A 17,185-nucleotide genomic window follows, 5' to 3' on the forward strand; every position below is an offset into this window, starting at 1 on the left:
TTTCGCAATCAAACCAATTTCTTCAATCGCATCTACCAATTAACTGCCTAAAATAACAAAAAGCCTCCTATCATGGAGACTTTCCTAAAAGATAAATTTATTCTTCAACACCAGTTGACGCAGAGCCGAAAAAACGTCCCTCCAAAAAATGGAGAGACGTTTTTTATTTTTCTGGTTACGCCGAAGCAACAGCGTTCAAACCCGCGATCGTGGGCCCGTTGCCTAACATCCATGGCAGCATGTGCGGTGGCAAGGCGAGGTCTTCAAGCTGGGCCTTGCTGGTGACGGTAAAATGCAGCTGTGTGGCATCACCTGCAGCCAGCTTTTTGGCAAAGTCGGGCTCGGTGACGATGGCGTGGGACATGGCGACCAGATCCCCGAAAGCCAAACCGGCTTCTGCTTCTTGGAGGTTGGTGGCGCCTGGCACGTAGATCAGCGCACAGCGCCCTGCAATCGTGTTGCGCATGGCTTCACCATCGGTCGGCTCCGTTGCGTTGATGTAAGTCACGCCGGCGGCCGCCAAGGCATCGATCAATGCCAAGGTGTCATCAATCGTGTAGCCGACGCCGTCTGCGTGCATCTCGCTTTGCGTCAGGCGGTAGCCGATGATTGCATCGGGCTTGCCAGCCGCTGCGGCGGCTTTTTGACAGGCGGCCAACAGCGCCAGGGAAAAGGCGGGGCCGGCCTGCCAGCGGTCTGTGCGCAAGTTGGAATAATGGGAGAAGAACTGCTGCGGCAGATGGCCATACGCACCGTGGAGCTCGACGCCGTCAAAACCAGCCTTCAGCGCACGGGTAGTGGCGTCAGCGAAGTCTTGGATGACCTGCAAGACGCCGGCGTCGTCGAGTTCAGTGATCGGGTAGTCGATCTGGTGGAAATGCCGTGCGCTGGGGCCGACGCACTGGTGATATTTTTGCCACGCGCTGCCGGCGTTGACCCCGGCGTGATAAAGCTGCACCACGGCCTTGGCGCCGCCTGCGTGCATGGCTTCTGCCAGGCGCGTCATGCCGGGGATCTTGGCGTCGGTGTCCAGCGCCATCTGGTAGGTGAATTTTTCACCCAGTGGGCTGACCAGGCAGGCGCCGGTGATCAGCAGGCCGGCCGCTTGGCTGCGGCGGCGATAGTAGGCGAGGTCTGCCGGCGTTTCAAAGCCGTCGCCGGTGGCGCCTTTGGTCGTCGTCGGCGCCATCACCACGCGGTTGGCGAGCGTGATGTGCGGCGTGAGTTCGTACGGATCGAGTAAATTTGTCATAGCTGTTCCTCCAATGCCTCTATTGTAACGCCAGATTTATTAAAACAGGACTTGTTTTCGTGTGCTAATGCGATAGCCTGTTAGTAAAAGGAACACAGATTGGAGATCACTATGGACTGGCAGACGATCAAAATCATCATCGAGGTCGTGATTTTTCTCAACACGATCGGGGCGATTTTCACGGTTTTTCGCGAAAAACGCGACATCGCGGCGACCTGGGCGTGGCTGTTGGTGTTGAACTTCTTGCCGCTGATCGGGTTTTTGCTGTATGCGTTCTTAGGTCGCAAGCTCAGCCACAAGCGCTTGGATAACATCCGCGCCCAACCCAACGCGGAACTAACCGAGGCGCTCAAGCAGCAACAAGCCGCCGTGCCGCCATACACGGCGAGCGATACGCACACAGAAGCGTCGGTGAAAAACCTGGTCAACTTGTTTCAAGACATCGACGGGGCGTTTGTGACCAACAACAACCAGACGGCGTTGTTTACCGATGGTTTGAAGCTGTTTGCGGATATGCAAGAAGAGATCCGCAGCGCCGAGCACTATGTGTATATCGAGTTTTATACCTTTTACGCGGATCAGCTCGGGGCGGAGTTGCTCCACACGCTGGTCGCCAAGGCCCAAGAAGGCGTCGACGTTCGGGTGCTATATGATTCTTGGGGCTCGATGGGTGCGCGGCGGAGCTTCTTTGAACCGCTGCGCGACGCCGGTGGTTACGCGGAACCGTACTTGGGGATCGGCTCCAATCTCTTTGATTTCCGGTTGAACTTCCGCAACCACCGCAAGATCGTCGCCATCGACGGTTGGGTGGGCTACATCGGCGGGTTCAACGTCGGCGATCAGTATGTCGGGCGCGACAAGAAGTTCGGCTATTGGCGCGATACCCATCTGAAGCTGGAAGGCGACGGGACGCTGGCGTTGCAGCAGCATTTTATCCAAGATTGGGACGCAACGGTGACCGCGCACAAGCTGGATGTCAACCAGGTGCACTGGCCTAAAACGACGTCAGGATTTGGGTCGACGATGTTGCAGATCGTGACCAGCGGCCCGACCAGCGACATGGAACAGATCAAGCTGGGTTATCTGCGGTTGATCAATTCCGCGCGCAAAACCCTGTATATCCAGTCGCCTTATCTGATCCCCGACGACTCGGTGTTGGATGCGTTGCGTAGCGCGATTCATTCCGGTGTCGACGTGCGCATCATGGTGCCGCACATGCCCGATCACGCCTTTGTTTACCGGGCGACGCAATATTACGCGCATCAGCTCGCGCTCGACGGGGCCAAGATCTATTTTTACCAAAAAGGCTTCTTGCACGCCAAAACCATGACGATCGATGACACGATCTCGTCGGTCGGGTCGGCGAACATGGATTTCCGCAGCTTCAAGTTGAACTTCGAGGCCAACGCTTTCGTGTATAATAAAGAAGTCGCCACCGCGTTGCACGAGACGTTCTTGGCAGATATTGAAGAGTCCACTTTGATCACAGCAACTGATTTTGCCAATATGTCTTGGTGGCTTCGCTTCAAGCAGGCCTTTTCGCGGCTGTTATCGCCAGTCCTGTGAGACCCCATAAGGAGGTAACTTGTGAAACTTACACGCACCCAACTGATCCGTTCTGCCGTGATCGTGGCGGTTTTCTTAGTCTGCCTGGTGTATCCCAGCCAGCTGTTTGCGGCACTGAGGGCACTCTACCAAGTCGCGCTGCCGCTGGTGCTTGGAGCGGCGTTGGCATACTGTATCAACTTGTTGTGTGTCCGGATCGAGAAGATCTTCTGGCCGCACGCGACGGCCAAGCTCGCCAACGGTTTACGCCGGCCGGCCGCGATTCTCGCATCGTTGGTCTTGATCGTCGTGATCATCGCCGGCGTGTTGCGCTTGGTTTTGCCACAATTCATCTCGGCCATCGACGGCTTTTTCTCGAGTCTGCCAGACACCTTGAACCAGCTGAACCAGTGGCTGACCAAGTCTGACCAGGCCAACACGATCACCAAGTATTTGTCGAGCGCTAAGATCGATTGGACCAGCCTGCAATCCAAGGTGATGAAATACGCCAGCTCCGGGGTTTCCGGGTTGTTTTCCAGCTCGATCTCGATTTTTGGTAGCGTCGCTTCTGGGGTGTTTAACTTCATCTTGGCGTTCACGTTTGCCATTTACCTCGTCAGCGGCAAAGAGCGGATCGCGGGCAAACTCAACCGCGTCTGCGACGCCTTTTTCCCGCGTAAGATCATGGTGCGCATACGCTACTTCTTGCAAGTCGCCAACGACATGTTCTCCAGCTTCATCGTCGGGCAGGTCACCGAGGCGTTCATCCTCGGGACGCTGTGCGCGTTGGGGATGCTGTTGTTCCGCTTCCCCAATGCGGTATCGATTGGGGCGTTGATTGGAATGACGGCCTTGATCCCGATGGTCGGCGCGTTCATCGGCGGTTCTGTCGGGTTCGTCTTGATCGCCGTCAACAGCCCGCTACAAGCAGTGTTGTTCGTGGTTTATCTGGTCTGCTTGCAACAGATCGAAGGCAACCTGATCTATCCGCGTGTCGTTGGGGGGTCGATCGGCCTGCCGGGGATCTTGGTGCTGACCGCCATCACGGTTGGGTCTGGCCTGGGTGGCATCATCGGGATGCTGCTCGGGGTGCCGATCACCGCGACGATCTACCGTTTGGTCCGCAACGCCACCTGGCGCAAAGAAGGCCGTGTGGTGCCAGAGCCAGGGTCTAAATCGCGACGACAAAAAACGTCAGAACCGAAATCTTAACCTAATGCTGAGACACACAAACACCGGTACCACCCAACTTCAAGGTTGCGCGGTACCGGTGTTTGCGGTTAGCGCTTAGTCGTTCAGTGTGAATTGCAACTGCATCCGTGGTGCGGCCAGCTTGACCATCTCGCCGAGCAGATGCGTGGCTTGTTTCAACGCGACGTCGGCCATCTGCTGGTTAATGCCGGTAAGATAAGCGGTGATGTCGGCTTGTTTGGCGGCGTTGGTGTCGGCAACGTGTTGGAGCTTGCGGCAGGCAGCGACCGTGTTTTGTTCAAAAATGTCTTCTTGATCTTCGAACAAGTTGAAGTCGTAGTCGCCAAATGTCGCCATTAGGTAACTCAGCCAGTACATGTTGGTCGGGTCGAACTCGGTCGTGGTGTCGCGGTAAGCCGCCGGCGTGTCGCTGGCATTGGCGTAAAACGGCACGACGGCGTTGAACGTGTTGGGACCAAACGCCAACCAGTGAACGCCTTTGAGCGCGTCGGGCTGGTCGGGACGGATCTGCAAGATGTGCAGTTCTTGGTTGCGGTTGATTCCGATCGGACGGAACCGCTTCTTGTCTGCATCGCTGCCGGTACCGTAGACATCATAAGGCGTGTTTTGGTAATGCGACGACTCGATGAACTTGACGTCTTCAACAGAAATCAAGCGGTTGGCGTGGCAGATAAACGGCAGGTCTTGATCGATGGGAGATTGGTCGACGTCTGGCGTCAGGTACTTTTGCCCGAACCAGGCCCGAGGGTTGTTGTAGCGCGTATCTTTAGGCGTTGCGGATCCGAAGATGTGGCGCAGGTTGTAGCCTTGGCGATCCGGGTTGAGGTGGTTGGTATCGATCAGAGTTTTCAGATCAGCGGAACACAGCGTGGCGTCGCTGTCGAAGTTAAACCAGTCGATGTTGAAGCGGTTAGGGGCGATGACATAAGCGTCATCGGGGATGCGGACCGCTGCCCAGTGGTGGCCGCCGATCGTGTCGAAGTACCAGACCTCTTCTTCGTCAGAAAAGGCGATGCCGTTGGTTTCGTAGGTGCCATATTGTTCGTGCAAGGCTCCGAGACGCAAGACGCCTTCGCGGGCAGAGCGGATGTAAGGCAGGGTGATGGCGGTGAGGTCTTCTTCGCCGATGCCGTCTTTGACCAACGGATCCAGACCCAAGATGCGCGGATTGGTCGTGATGGTTTCCGTGGCGGTCATGGCGACGTTGGCGCTGTTGATGCCGGCGGCCGCCCAGATGCCGTGTTCGGCCTCGACGTCTGGCGTTGCGGTGTAGCGCAGCGGATTGGCAGGCAGGTCGATGGCAAACTTGCTCAGCTTAGCTTGGTAATGTTTGGGCTGAGATTCTGGGTTGACGACGACAAACTTTTCGAAGTTCAGCGGCGCATAACCGTCTTCGTTGCGGGCAATCATGGTCGACCCGTCGAGCGAGGCTTTTTTGCCGACAAGCACTGTGGTACAAGAACCGTGATGATAAGTTGTCAATATACTCATTCCTTTAGTTGTGATAGGTCTATTCTAGTCCTTTTTCTAGTGCGTAGTGATGGTAATCGAACCGATGTTGGCGCCTATCGTTATTCCAGCGTATAATAACCTTAATTAAGGAGGCTGACGATTATGGAGCAAACGGATCAAACGTTCAAAGATAAGGCGCTAGAAACGCTCGAGCAAGTGATCGACCCAGAGCTAGGCATCGATATCGTTAACCTCGGGCTGATTTACGACGTGGCGTTAGAAGACGGTATTTGCACCGTGACGATGACACTGACGATTATGGGTTGCCCGCTGAATGACATGCTTTCTGAAGATATCACTTCGACGCTTAACCAGCTCCCCGAGGTAGATGAGGTCAAGATCAACCTTGTTTGGGAACCGGCGTGGTCGATCGATAACCTTTCTCGTCAAGCTAAAATCATGCTCGGGATCCACTAAGCAAGCACATAAAAGACCCGCGACAAAATTTTTTTGTCGCGGGTCTTTGTTTGCGCTGTGACAAAAGGCGGTTAGGTTATCTGCTCATAGCGCTTCGGTGTTCAGCGGCACCGGTTCGCCAAAATAATAGCCTTGAATGAGGTCACAATGGGCCAGCTTGCAAAACTGGTCGATGTCATCGAGTGATTCGATGCCGGCGATGTCGAAGCGCTTGTTGTGCGAATGGGCGCGCTCGCTCCAAAACTGGAGCCGGTCGATCAAGTCGGTGTCGTCGGTGTAAGGGCGCAGGTTCTGCAGGCCAAACTTGTAGGCGGCGACAAAAGGCGTCAACGCCTCGACGAGCCCAGGGAGGTTGTTGCCGCTGCCGACGTCATCGATGCAGACTTCGATCCCGGCGTCAAAAAACGCTTTGGCGGCGGTGACGATGGCGGTGTTGCTGATGGTGGCGTCGTAGCGTTCGGTCAGCTCGACCGTCAGCGTCACAGGCGTAGCCGCTTGAACGGCTCGGATCATGGTCAAAAATTCCGGGTCAACAAAATGCGCGCGCTCAAGGTTGAATGAAACCCGCGTGATCGATGCGGGCAAGGCGGCGAGCGCCTGGCGTAACAGTTGTTCAAATTTTGCCGGCGGTAAGGTCGTAAAATCTTCGGGTAGTGACCATTGGCCGTTGCGATATTGGCGGATTAAAAGCTCATAACCAGTGGCACCGGATCCCAGTGCGGCGGCATCAAACTTTGGTTGGCCGTAGAACGTGATCATTGATGTTCCCCCATCGTGAGGCAATTGGTTGCGTCACGTGTTCTTTATCCTGATGTTAAACAAGCAATCTCATCATACCGCGTACTAATGCAACGGTCAATTCGAGAAGATAATTTTAATAATAAGCGCTTGTGAACGCCTAATACACTTTGTAGATAATAAAAAATCGCGAGATGGGAATAAATTGATTTGGCGCATTTTCTGGTAGCATCGGCAAGCGTACACTAGCATCGGGTTTTGGCCACCACCCAGTGTCCGGTGGCTGAGATGGTGTTGGCCCTTTTTGAGGCCGGTTGTGGTGCAAAAAACGTTTTCTAGTCCGCTGCGACGTTTTTTTGCTGTAGATTATTTTGCGTTGAGCGCAATGACGGCCAACAAGGTGTCTGCGAGAGTGCCCATGGCCTCGGTTGAGACACATTCGTACGGCCCGTGAAAGTTGATGCCGCCGTTGAAGAGATTCGGCGTGGGCAGGCCAAGATAGGTGATCTTAGACCCATCGGTGCCACCGCGAAACGGCACGGTGCGCGGCGTTAAGCCAACTCTGCGTATAGCGGCTTGGGCCAGGCGCACGGGCGTGAGGTCGCGGTTGATGATATCGGCCATGTTGTAATACTGATCGTGAAGCGTGTAGCGGATGCGTGGCTGATCGAATGGGGCGTTGAGTGCGGCAACGGCCGCTTCAAACAGCTGCTTGCGGGCGGCAAAGCCGTCTCGGTCAAAATCGCGGATGATGTACACGGCGTGCGCGTGGGCGACCGTGCCGCTCAGGCTGAGTTGCAGGTAGAAGCCTTCGTGATCTGCGGCGAATTCCGGTCGTTCCTTGGCCGGCAAGGCCGAATCGAGGGCTGCTGCCAGCGACAACGCGTTGATCAATTTGCCTTTGGCTTCACCCGGGTGCACCGCCACGCCGGTAAAATCGACCTCTGCTTGGGCGGCGTTGAAGGTCTCGTATTCGATATCGCCTAAGGCCCCGTTGTCGAGGGTGTAGGCAAAATCAGCCCCGAAGCCGGCGACGTCGAAGCGGTCAGCGCCGCGACCGATTTCTTCGTCGGGCCCGAAGGCGAAGGCCACGGCACCGTGTCGAAGTTCTGGCTGTGCCAGCAAATGTCTGGCGGTGGCAACCGCCGCGGCGATGCCGGCTTTGTCGTCGGCTCCCAGCAAGGTGGTGCCGTCGGTGGTGATGAGCGTTTGTCCGAGAAATTGGTTTAAGGCTGGAAATTGGTTGCGCGTCAGACTCAACCCGTTGGCCCACTGGATTGGCTCCCCTTGGTAGTCGCGGTGGACTTGGGGCTGGACGTGGTCGGCGTTGAAATCTGCGGTATCCAAATGCGCGATGAAGCCGATCGTCGGCGCCGGAACAGTGGCGGGAATCGTGGCGGTGACGTAGCCGTTGGCGGCGTTGAGGCGGACGTCGGTCAATCCCATGGCCGTGAGCTGGTCAACCAACATTTTGGCGAGCGTGGTTTGGCCAGGTGTGGTTGGCACCAAATCGCTTGGCGCGGTTTCATCAGAGCGTGTGTTGATGCGGGCGTAGCTGATAAAATCTGTTTGCAGTTGCGCCAGTTCTGCCGGGGTCATGTTAGTACACCGGGCCGGTAAACGGCCGATATTGCACCTGATCGAAGTTGTAAGTATCGATGTCTTGGACGCGGATGATAGCGGTCGCGCCTAATGCTGGCATCAAGTTCAGCGCGGTGGTGGCGGCATCTGGCAAGATCAACACGACCGGCTTGTGCAGGCCATATGCGTAGCCCAGCTCCCACAAGACGCCAGGATCGGAATTTTCCAAGGTAGGGTCGTACAAGGCCACAACGATGTCGGCGCCGTTGATGCCGGCGACGTCGGCGCGGAACGTGCCCAGTTGCCATTCAGAACTGGCCAGCATGTCTGGATGGTCACTTGGGGTCCAGCCTTTATACTTGTGTTCTTGCGGACGGAAGCAGTTGGCCCAGTCCAGCGTCGGGTTAGCCGCCAGCTTAGCTTGGGCGGCGTTGAGAAAGGCGACTTGAGCGGGATTGAACCAGCTTTCAGCGATATAGGCAGTTTTCATGAAGTTCCTCCTGAGGATGTTTATCTCAGTGTAGTGGAAAATGCTGACTTTTGCGACTGATTGCACACAAAAAGCCCAACTTGATCGTTGAGCTTTCCGATGGTTATTTGGCTGAAGCCAAAAGATTGGCAATGTTGTTCAATGCATCTTGGGCGATCTGCATGGCATCGGGATCGATCTCGAAGTTAGGCAGGGTCGCGTCGGTGTAATGGAGCATGGCCGCGGCGCGTGCCACCATGTCGTACCAAGTCTGGAATGGCATCTTGTTGATGGCGCCGTTGATCGCGCTTGGCGTGATCTGTAACAGCTGGTTGATGACCAACTTGGCCTGGGTGAGTGTCTCATCAGGCACTTGAGTCAGGTTGGTTGCCTTGCTGGCCAGACGCAAGAGGCGTTCGGCGGTGTTCAACACAGGATTCTTATAGGAAGCTTGTTGTTGGACGACGCTGCGATCATCGAGCATGTATTTTTGCAGCCCAATCATCGAGAACAAGGTGATCTGGTCGCCGACCTTGCTACCAAGATCTGGCAGGCGCGTGATGCCGCAGGCCGCGAGTTGTTCTTCGGTGAAGGACAACGCCGCGTGGGCGGAAAAGTCGCTGTATTGGATCCCGATCGTGGACTTGGAATCACTGGTACGTAGCATGAACATCACATCGCGGCCGGTTTGGGCTTTGACGTATGCGTTCAGCATGCGTGCCGCAACGGCAAGTTGCTCGTCTTCCAATTCGTTGCGCCGGTCTAAGGCGATACGGATCTTGTTTGGCAGGTCGTCGATCTCGTCGAGCACCCGCAAGATCGTTGCCAAGTATGGGTACAACACCCCGAAGCCTAAGGCGAAGTTGCCGGTATCGCTTTGTGGTGAAAAGGCGACAAAGTTGGCGGCGTGTTCACCATGAGCTTGCGTCAACATGGCCGCGATCTGTTCGTGGTTCTTACCGCGGGCTTTGACCTCGTCACCTGGTTGCCAGCCGAATGGATACAAGGTGTTGGCAAACTGGTCCAAGGCATGGGCGTCGTTTTGATCGACGACCGTCACTCCAATAAACATGTTGCGCTGGTAGTCGTTGCCGTGGACAAAAGATTCATCGACAAACAGTTGTAAGGTCTGTGCGCCGTTGTGCAACGGATCGTAGTTGACGGTTTCTGTTTGCGGCTGCTCGGCCGGCGTTGCTTCTGCAGGCTTAGCCTGTTCGGCTTTTGCGGTGACTGGTGCTTGTGCCTTGGGCTCGGTGGCAGGCTTAGCCGCTTGCTGTTCTGGCTTAGCTTGGCTTTGCGCTTGTTCGGCTTTTGCCACCGGCGCGGCTTGGGCTTTAGGTTGTTCTTGCTTTGCGGCCGGTTTAGCCTGAGCTTTAGGCTGTTCTTGCTTTGCGGCCGGCTTGGCCTGAGCTTTAGGTTGTTCTTGCTTTGCGGCCGGTTTAGCCTGAGCTTTAGGCTGTTCTTGTTTTGCGGTCGGTTTAGCTTGAGCTTTAGGTTGTTCTTGCTTAGCCGCTTGTTTGGCCTGGTTCTTAGGTTGTTCAGGCTTGGATTGGTTCTTAGCCTGATCTGAGTTGGCCTGAGCTTTCGGCTGTTGTTGCTTTGCCGTTTGCTTGTTCTGGCTTTGTGCTTGTTCAGACTTGGCGGCCTTAGGTTGGACTTGTTTGGTCGTCAGCTTGAGCTGGGCCTTAGGTTGTTCGATTCTGGCCTGGGCTTTCGGTTGTGCTTGTTTTTCGGCAACAGGGGCTTTTGGCTGCTCCTGCTTTGTGTTCGGTTTTGGATCCATGCTACCGACGCCGGCTTGCGCAAGCTTTTCAGCACGTGCTTCAACGGCTTGCTGATTGTTAGCCGCTGGTTTTGCAGGTTGTTGCGGTTGCTTTTGTTCAGCTTGGCGTTCAGCTTCTGGCACGATCGGTTCGCCGTCGATTTGGTGGATCGTGAAGCCGCGCTTGGCCTTGTTTTTGTTGAGTTTTGGTTGGCGCCGGCTCGGCTTGGTGGCAGATTTTGTCTCAGTGAGCGACAGGTTCGTTTGAACCGCTGACGCTGCGGCCTTGGTTGCCGGCGTTGACTTGTTAGACGCCTTAGCGTTGCTCTTGGTTTCAGTCTTCTTGGCCGACTTCGCGTTATTCTTGGTCTCGGCTTTGTTAGTCCGGGACTTGGCTTGCGTCTTTTTGGCCGCAGGCTTGGCTTCGGTCTTCTTGGCTGCTGGTTTGGCCTTAGCGGCAGGTTTTTTGGCAGCGGGTTTCTTGGTTGCTGTCGGCTTAGCGTCAGTTTCCTTGGCTGTTGCTTCTGGGGCCTGTGGCAGTTCGCCAGGTTTGGTGGCGATGATGGCTTGATGGTCATCGATGAAACGGTTGATCTTGAACATGACCGCTTGGCTCATGGTCGCGTCCTTCAAGACTTTGCGCATGCTGGCAGGGGAGATCCCGATTTGCTTGGCGGTTTGCGTCAAGCTCAAGTGCTCAGCACTCATGATTTGTTTCAAATGGAAGGCAGTGCTACCATTCATAAATTGTTCCTCCTAAATGATCGCGTGGCAATAACACACGCGAGACAGGTTTCTAATATTAAGCGGATGGGTGTCGCCGACAATGAATACCGCGTGACCCGGTGCAGGCACGCGGCTACTCAACTGTTTAGCACAGATTCGCTCCTCCTAAGAGTACAACAATTCCCACTGTTTTGCAGAAAAATAAAAGTGGCCGCGCTCATTTGAGGCGTGGCCTACTCATATATAGAAGAATTGGTGAACTAACGCGCGGGTGGCGCTCAGTCCTTGGTGGCAAAAGTCGCCAGCGCCATGTCGATGAACGCCTGGACCGGCGTCGAGATCTGGCGGTCTTGGTTATAAGCGATCTCAACCGTGGTTTGCAGCGCTTCTGATGCCAGCGGGATGGTTGCGATGGTGGTGTGATTGAGCAGGTAATGTTGCGGCATCGACATGGGGATGATGGTCGCTCCAAGTCCTGACGTCGCCAAGATGCAGGCGGTGGTGAGGTTGGCGGTTTGCAACACGATGTTGGGCGTGACGCTGAATTTAGTGAGGTAAGCGTCGACGCTGCGCTGGAAATCCGAGTCTTGGGTTTCGATGATGAAGTCTTTGCCGTTGACCAGCGGCGAGATGTCAGCCACTGGTTGGCTGGGTAGCCGTTTTGGCGCCAAGCGGGCTGGCAAGATCAAAGCGGCGGTGTCGGTGTATAAGCGGCGGTAGGCCAACGCGGCATTGTAGGTCGGGGTGACCCCGATATAAATATCCAACTCGCCGTTTTGCACGCTTTGTTGCAGGCTCAGCGAATCGCGCTCACGCAGCTGGAGTTCGACTTGCGGGTATTGCAGGTGAAATTTAGGCAATAGGCGCGGAAGGACCACCTGCGCAAGGCTGGGGTTGATTCCCAAGGTGATGCGGCCGTGTTGGTCGTTGGCATAAGCCTGCAGGTTGTTGCTCAACGTCTGGTAGGATTGGGCGAGCTGGCGGATCTTGGTGAGGTAATATTCACCGGCGTAGGTCAGCTTCAGCGGATGCACGGTGCGGTCGATAAAGTCGCACCCGAATTCTTTTTCTTGGGTGCGGATGATTTTGCTGACGGTGGGCTGGGTCAAAAAGAGCTCGGCCGCCGTTTGTGAGATGTTACCGGTACGTTCCAAACTGTCGAGGATCAAGATCAGTTGGTTTTCACGATCGAACATTGCCATGTTCAGACCTCCATGCATATTGATTACTGATTAGTATGCCAATAATGGTATACTGGCGCAAGCATAATCGTCGCGTCGTGCAATCGCCGGTGGTGCTTGGTACAATATAGCGGTAAAACGAAGGAGGAAACTCGTGCGTAAAAAAGTCGCGTTGGTTGTCATAGGGTTGCTATTGGTGTTGAGCGGTTGTGCGGCCAAGCCGGCTGCTAAGCATTCGGTGCGGGTGGTCACGAGCGTAGATTTTTATGCTGAGGTGGCCAAGGCTGTCGTCGGCAACCATGGCCATGTCACCAGCATCATCAACGATCCGGCGGTGGATCCGCATGATTTTGACCCGACCGTCGCCACCGGCAAACAGGTGGCAGATGCCGATGTGGTGTTGGCTAATGGCGCCGGTTATGATTCTTGGATGACCAAGCTGACCGCGGCAGAACCAGATGTGCAGGTCGTCTCGGCTGCCAAGGTCGTCGGGGTCAAAAACGGTGAAAACGAACATATCTGGTATAAGCCCGACGCGATGCCGCTGATCGCCAACGCCTTGGCCGCTAAGCTCGCCAAGCGCGATCCGACGCACGCCAAAGCTTACCGGGCCAACGCGCGACGCTATATCGCCGGTTTGAAGCCGCTGATGCAGCAAATCGACACGTTACGCCAAAACAGCCACCACCGGCTGGTCGCGGTGTCGGAGCCGGTGTTTAACAACGCACTGACGTACATGGGCTACCGCGTCGCCAACATGCATTTTGCCTCGGCGGTGGAAGAAGGCACCGACCCTAGCCCGGCCGATGTGCGCACGCTCAACGCCCAGATGCAGCGTGGCGAGATCGCCTTTTTTGTTGTGAATACCCAGGTTTCAAGTAAAATCGTCGATAACGTGGTTGCCCAAGCCAAAAAAGACGGCGTGCCGATCCTCAACGTGACAGAAACCTTGCCACGGGGACTGACCTACACCAGCTGGATGCTGAAGCAGTACCGCGCGCTAGCGAAGATCCAACAGTAGGAGGAAAATATGACGTTAGATTATCAAGCTCAAGCAGATTGGCCCAACGGTTTTGGCCAGCAACAATCCCCGATTCAATTGACCGAGGCAAGCACGATCGCACGTACGGCCCAGACGTTGCGGGTCTCGGCCCCTTATCAGATGGCCCAGGTACGCGACGACGGCACGACCATCAAGCTGTTAGGGACCGGTGCGATGACGATCGGGACGCGGCAGTACCATTGCGTGCAGGCGCATTTTCACGTGCCGGTCGAACACGTGACCGACGCGCCGGCGGTCTTGGAGCTACATTTGGTTCACCAAACCAGCCTCGGCCAGCTGTGTGTCGTCGCCATCTTGTTAGGCGAAGGTGCTGCCAATAAGACGCTACAAACCGTGATCGATCATTTTGCCGCCAAGCAAACCGTTCCGGCTACCATCGACTTAACGCCGCTGGTCCCCAAGCAAGGCTTCAGCTACCATTACCTCGGTTCCTTGACGACCCCACCTTTGACCGAAGGCGTGGAGTGGTATGTCATCGACGCGCCGCAACTGACGGTCAGCGTCGAACAAGCCGCATGGTTTGTCGGCCAGTTTGCGGCCAACAACCGCGATCTGCAACCACTGGCAGGACGCACGGTAGAACGGTTTGACTTCAAAGCTTGATCTACAAAAGGACCCTCGATCAACCTTAAATTGCGGTTGATCGAGGGCCCTTTTTCGTTAATCGTCGTCTTCCAAGTTATGAAAGATCTGTTGCATGCCGGATTCGATATGGTCGAGGTCGTCGGCATAATGGTGGAGCTGTTCAGCGTATTGGTTGACCTTGTCTCTGGCGACGTTGGTTTTGTAGCGCAGCTTATGTTCCAGGCTTGCCCAAGTGTCCATGCCCACGGTGCGCAGTTGGATCTCGACAGGTGCGTCTTTGACCCCGCTGGCTTGAAAAACCGGGACGTTGACTACGAGGTGGAGGCTACGGTAGCCAGAAGGTTTAGGGTCTTTGATATAGTCTTTGCTACGGATCAAGGTGATGTCTGATTGCGCAAGCAAATTGTCGGCGACGGTGTACACATCATCGCGGTAATTGGTGATGACGCGGATGCCGCCGATATCAAAGATATGGTCACGGACGCTGGCAAAAGTCGGTGGCAGGTGGTGCTTTTTCACCTTCCGCAGCAGGCTGCGGACGTCTTTCATCCGCTCTTCCATGTGGTGGATCGGGTTGTGCGCGTTGTGCATCTGATAGTCGGCGTCGAGGTTTTCGAGTTTGGTGCCCACTTCGTTGACGGCGGCTTGGCAAAGCTGGTAATAATCAGCAAACGCGTTCATGTCGGTGAGCAGCTCCGGTGGTGCCACTTGGCTGAGCTCTTCAGAGACGCGGTTGACGTTGGGTAAATTCGGTCGTTGTAAGATCATAGTTAAACTCCTTTGGGGTCTATTGTACGCGCATGACAAAAGGTTTGGCGAGGAGCATCAGGCCGATTTGGTGGAAGATTAATCACTAAATATGCTTACTTTTTGTCGTATTTGACATGATCGCGGTGAAAGCGTCATCTGAGCGAAGATTTATTTAAACCACACCGAGATTCTTGTGGATACAACTCATTAAACTAATTTGTACTCAGGAACCGATAGCGGGATAATAAAGGAACAGTTAAAGACAAGCGTGAGGAAGGCTACGATGTATCGCTACTTCATTCAACCCCAAGTGAATACGGTCAATAATAATTTGATTGGTTATGAGCTGCTGATGAAGGCCTACACCGGCAACGGTTGGCGGCCGCCAGTGGCGTTCAGTGAGATCCCTGCGCACACCATCGCAGATGTGTTGGTCGCCACGACCAGCCACCTGGCGTTGAAGGTGCCGTCGGTGTCGGTGAACCTGAACCGAACCCAGTTGCTCGATGCTGAGGTCAACTCGGCTTTGATCCAGGCCCAGAATTTTTTGCGGCCGGTGCGGCTTGTCATCGAGCTGACAGAAGAAGAGGCCGACCGCGACATTCAGCTGGCCCAACTCAAGCCGCAGATCGAGCGTTATCTCGATCGCGGCATGGAGTTGAGTCTCGATGATGTCGATAGCGGCAACAACGATTTCAGCCACGTCGAGGCAATTTTACCTTACGCGCGGGAGATCAAGTTTGCGTTACAGAATTTTGACGAAGGCTTAGACGATCCCCACATGCATCAGCGGGTCAAATTTTGGCACGACCTGGCCGTCAAGCGCAATCTACGCTTCATTCTGGAAGGCATCGAAGACAGCCATGACGACGCGATCGCGACCAAGCTTGGCATCGATCTGCGGCAAGGCTATTACTATGGCAAACCCCATCTGTTAAGATTGGCGGCAGATGATCCAAAATAACCCTCAAAGGAGAATCAAGTAATCATGCGAATCGTAATCGTAGGTTGCACGCATGCCGGCGTCTCGGCAATCAAGGCGATCAAAGCGTTTCACCCAGAGGCAGACGTTGTTGTGTATGAGCGCGATGACAATGTCTCTTTCTTGTCTTGCGGCATTGCCTTGTATCTCGACCAAGAGGTGGCCAAGCTCGAAGACATGTTCTACGAGACCCCTGAACACCTCGCTGAACTTGGCGTTGAGGTGCGCGTGCGCCACGATGTCTTGGCAATCGACAGCCACAAGCAGACGCTGCAAGTGCAGAATTTGGGAACCAATGCGGTGTTTGAAGACCATTACGACAAGCTGATCATGACGACCGGCTCTTACGTGCAGGTGCCACCGCTTTGGGGCATCGACGACAGCCATGTGTTGTTGTGCAAAGATGCCCGCCAAGCCGAGCTGATCCGCGAAAACACGCTGGCCAACCAGCGGATCGCGATCGTCGGCGCTGGGTATATTGGCGTCGAGCTTGCAGAAGCTTTTGCCAACACCGGCCATCACCACGTGACGCTGCTTCAAGGCAACGCGCAGTTACTCAACAATTACATCGATCCGGGGATGTCCGAACACATTGAAAAGGTGCTCGAAGCTCACGGCGTGGATGTCCATCTCAACGCCCGCGTAGATGCTTTTTCCGGGGAGTTTGGTGGCAAGACGGTCACGATCGAGACGGCAGACGCGCAATATGAGGCCGATGTCGTGATCGTCTGCACCGGGTTTTTGGCCAACACCAGCCTGCTGCGCGGGCAGGTGGCGATGGATCGCCACGGTGCGCTGGTGACTAACCATTGGATGCAAACCAGCAACAAGAATATCTACGCGGCCGGTGATGCCTGCACCGTCCACTTCAACCCGACCGGTAAATCGGCATACGTGCCGCTGGCCAGCAACGCGGTACGCCAAGGCTACATTGTTGGGCGCAACGTTTTTGGCAATATTCAAAAAGATCTCGGGACCCAGGCGACCACCGCGATGCGCCTGTTCGATGAGAACCTGGCGACGACTGGGCTGACCTTGGTGCGCGCGCAACGCGACCAGGTGCCTGCCGCCAGTGTGACGTACGTCGGGCCGTATCGGCCGGTGTTTATGAAAGGTCACGCCGACGTGCGCATCACCCTGGTGTATAACACGGAAAACCGCCAGATCTTAGGGGCGCAGCTGATTAGTAGCCACGAGATCACGCAAAGTGCCAATGCGGTGTCGATCGCGATCCAAAATCACAACACGATTGACGACTTGGCTTATGTGGATATGCTGTTCAATCCGCATTACGACCAACCGTTCAACTATCTCAACTTGGTTGCTCAAATGGCCGTCACCCAAGCAGAAAAAGCCTGATCGCACACAAAAACCGTCTTGTCTATGTCGACAAGACGGTTTTTTGGATGG

At 55.2% G+C, this 17,185-nt stretch carries 15 protein-coding genes; 7 read left to right on the forward strand and 8 right to left on the reverse strand.

Translation table 11 applies throughout. From position 1 onward, the window contains the following. Nucleotides 1-175: 175 nt before the first annotated feature. Entirely contained in the window at nucleotides 176-1,252 is a 1,077-nt protein-coding gene (locus ACYVRB_RS11475; protein ID WP_461215494.1) for an oxidoreductase, read from the reverse strand. Between the two features lie 111 nt (nucleotides 1,253-1,363). Here ACYVRB_RS11475 and cls point away from each other — a divergent pair, with 111 nt between their 5' ends. Then, entirely contained in the window at nucleotides 1,364-2,818 is a 1,455-nt protein-coding gene (cls, locus tag ACYVRB_RS11480; RefSeq protein ID WP_461215527.1) for a cardiolipin synthase, read from the forward strand. Between the two features lie 21 nt (nucleotides 2,819-2,839). Beyond that, nucleotides 2,840-4,009: an AI-2E family transporter gene (locus ACYVRB_RS11485; protein WP_461215495.1), complete on the forward strand. Its 1,170-nt coding sequence runs from the start codon at nucleotides 2,840-2,842 to the stop codon at nucleotides 4,007-4,009. Nucleotides 4,010-4,084: 75 nt separating this feature from the next. Here ACYVRB_RS11485 and ACYVRB_RS11490 read toward each other — a convergent pair whose 3' ends face one another. Further along, nucleotides 4,085-5,491, reverse strand: coding sequence for a C69 family dipeptidase (locus ACYVRB_RS11490; RefSeq protein WP_461215496.1), 1,407 nt, complete (start codon nucleotides 5,489-5,491; stop codon nucleotides 4,085-4,087). Nucleotides 5,492-5,623: 132 nt separating this feature from the next. On the opposite strand from ACYVRB_RS11490, the gene ACYVRB_RS11495 reads away from it, so the two are divergent. Beyond that, nucleotides 5,624-5,938 (forward strand): metal-sulfur cluster assembly factor, encoded by a 315-nt coding sequence (locus ACYVRB_RS11495; RefSeq protein WP_461215497.1) that lies wholly within the window; start codon nucleotides 5,624-5,626, stop codon nucleotides 5,936-5,938. An 84-nt stretch (nucleotides 5,939-6,022) separates the two neighbouring features. On the opposite strand, the gene ACYVRB_RS11500 is transcribed toward ACYVRB_RS11495, so the two are convergent. The 5 genes from ACYVRB_RS11500 to ACYVRB_RS11520 all read right to left on the reverse strand — a co-directional run bounded on the left by ACYVRB_RS11500 (nucleotide 6,023) and on the right by ACYVRB_RS11520 (nucleotide 12,416). Next, a complete protein-coding gene (locus tag ACYVRB_RS11500; protein ID WP_461215498.1) occupies nucleotides 6,023-6,697 on the reverse strand; it encodes an EAL domain-containing protein in 675 nt (224 codons plus the stop codon). A gap of 345 nt (nucleotides 6,698-7,042) precedes the next feature. Then, nucleotides 7,043-8,275, reverse strand: coding sequence for a peptidase T (gene pepT / locus ACYVRB_RS11505; RefSeq protein ID WP_461215499.1), 1,233 nt, complete (start codon nucleotides 8,273-8,275; stop codon nucleotides 7,043-7,045). Nucleotide 8,276: 1 nt separating this feature from the next. Then, complete coding sequence (locus tag ACYVRB_RS11510; protein WP_461215500.1) at nucleotides 8,277-8,747, reverse strand: nucleoside 2-deoxyribosyltransferase; 471 nt, start codon at nucleotides 8,745-8,747, stop codon at nucleotides 8,277-8,279. Nucleotides 8,748-8,850: 103 nt separating this feature from the next. Further along, on the reverse strand, nucleotides 8,851-11,232 hold the full coding sequence (locus tag ACYVRB_RS11515; RefSeq protein WP_461215501.1) for a DUF3800 domain-containing protein: 2,382 nt from the start codon (nucleotides 11,230-11,232) through the stop codon (nucleotides 8,851-8,853). Between the two features lie 260 nt (nucleotides 11,233-11,492). Continuing rightward, nucleotides 11,493-12,416 carry a LysR family transcriptional regulator gene (locus tag ACYVRB_RS11520; RefSeq protein ID WP_461215502.1) on the reverse strand — a complete coding sequence of 308 codons (924 nt, stop codon included), beginning with the start codon at nucleotides 12,414-12,416 and terminating at the stop codon, nucleotides 11,493-11,495. Nucleotides 12,417-12,549: 133 nt separating this feature from the next. On the opposite strand from ACYVRB_RS11520, the gene ACYVRB_RS11525 reads away from it, so the two are divergent. Together ACYVRB_RS11525 and ACYVRB_RS11530 are read left to right on the forward strand one after the other, a co-directional pair. Beyond that, entirely contained in the window at nucleotides 12,550-13,416 is an 867-nt protein-coding gene (locus tag ACYVRB_RS11525) for a metal ABC transporter solute-binding protein, Zn/Mn family (protein WP_461215503.1), read from the forward strand. A gap of 9 nt (nucleotides 13,417-13,425) precedes the next feature. Continuing rightward, on the forward strand, nucleotides 13,426-14,061 hold the full coding sequence (locus tag ACYVRB_RS11530) for a carbonic anhydrase family protein (protein WP_461215504.1): 636 nt from the start codon (nucleotides 13,426-13,428) through the stop codon (nucleotides 14,059-14,061). A 57-nt stretch (nucleotides 14,062-14,118) separates the two neighbouring features. Here the strand turns inward: ACYVRB_RS11530 and ACYVRB_RS11535 are convergent, their stop codons facing one another. After that, nucleotides 14,119-14,811, reverse strand: a complete 693-nt coding sequence (locus ACYVRB_RS11535) for a GTP pyrophosphokinase (protein WP_461215506.1) — start codon at nucleotides 14,809-14,811, stop codon at nucleotides 14,119-14,121. A gap of 250 nt (nucleotides 14,812-15,061) precedes the next feature. Between ACYVRB_RS11535 and ACYVRB_RS11540 the strand changes: the two genes are divergently transcribed. Both ACYVRB_RS11540 and ACYVRB_RS11545 read left to right on the forward strand, forming a co-directional pair. Continuing rightward, nucleotides 15,062-15,757 (forward strand): EAL domain-containing protein, encoded by a 696-nt coding sequence (locus ACYVRB_RS11540; RefSeq protein WP_461215508.1) that lies wholly within the window; start codon nucleotides 15,062-15,064, stop codon nucleotides 15,755-15,757. Between the two features lie 24 nt (nucleotides 15,758-15,781). Then, nucleotides 15,782-17,134 (forward strand): FAD-dependent oxidoreductase, encoded by a 1,353-nt coding sequence (locus ACYVRB_RS11545; protein ID WP_461215510.1) that lies wholly within the window; start codon nucleotides 15,782-15,784, stop codon nucleotides 17,132-17,134. Nucleotides 17,135-17,185 lie beyond the last annotated feature (51 nt).

The organism is Lacticaseibacillus boliensis, assembly GCF_054784775.1.

Excerpts from the sequence above, each read along its gene's own strand:
- ACYVRB_RS11500 (WP_461215498.1), bottom strand. The coding sequence starts at position 6,697 with ATGATCACGTTCTACGGCCAACCAAAGTTTGATGCCGCCGCACTGGGA.
- ACYVRB_RS11520 (WP_461215502.1), bottom strand. The coding sequence starts at position 12,416 with ATGGCAATGTTCGATCGTGAAAACCAACTGATCTTGATCCTCGACAGT.
- ACYVRB_RS11515 (WP_461215501.1), bottom strand. The coding sequence starts at position 11,232 with ATGAATGGTAGCACTGCCTTCCATTTGAAACAAATCATGAGTGCTGAG.
- ACYVRB_RS11535 (WP_461215506.1), bottom strand. The coding sequence starts at position 14,811 with ATGATCTTACAACGACCGAATTTACCCAACGTCAACCGCGTCTCTGAA.
- ACYVRB_RS11545 (WP_461215510.1), top strand. The coding sequence starts at position 15,782 with ATGCGAATCGTAATCGTAGGTTGCACGCATGCCGGCGTCTCGGCAATC.
- ACYVRB_RS11510 (WP_461215500.1), bottom strand. The coding sequence starts at position 8,747 with ATGAAAACTGCCTATATCGCTGAAAGCTGGTTCAATCCCGCTCAAGTC.
- ACYVRB_RS11530 (WP_461215504.1), top strand. The coding sequence starts at position 13,426 with ATGACGTTAGATTATCAAGCTCAAGCAGATTGGCCCAACGGTTTTGGC.
- ACYVRB_RS11475 (WP_461215494.1), bottom strand. The coding sequence starts at position 1,252 with ATGACAAATTTACTCGATCCGTACGAACTCACGCCGCACATCACGCTC.
- pepT (WP_461215499.1), bottom strand. The coding sequence starts at position 8,275 with ATGACCCCGGCAGAACTGGCGCAACTGCAAACAGATTTTATCAGCTAC.
- cls (WP_461215527.1), top strand. The coding sequence starts at position 1,364 with ATGGACTGGCAGACGATCAAAATCATCATCGAGGTCGTGATTTTTCTC.
- ACYVRB_RS11495 (WP_461215497.1), top strand. The coding sequence starts at position 5,624 with ATGGAGCAAACGGATCAAACGTTCAAAGATAAGGCGCTAGAAACGCTC.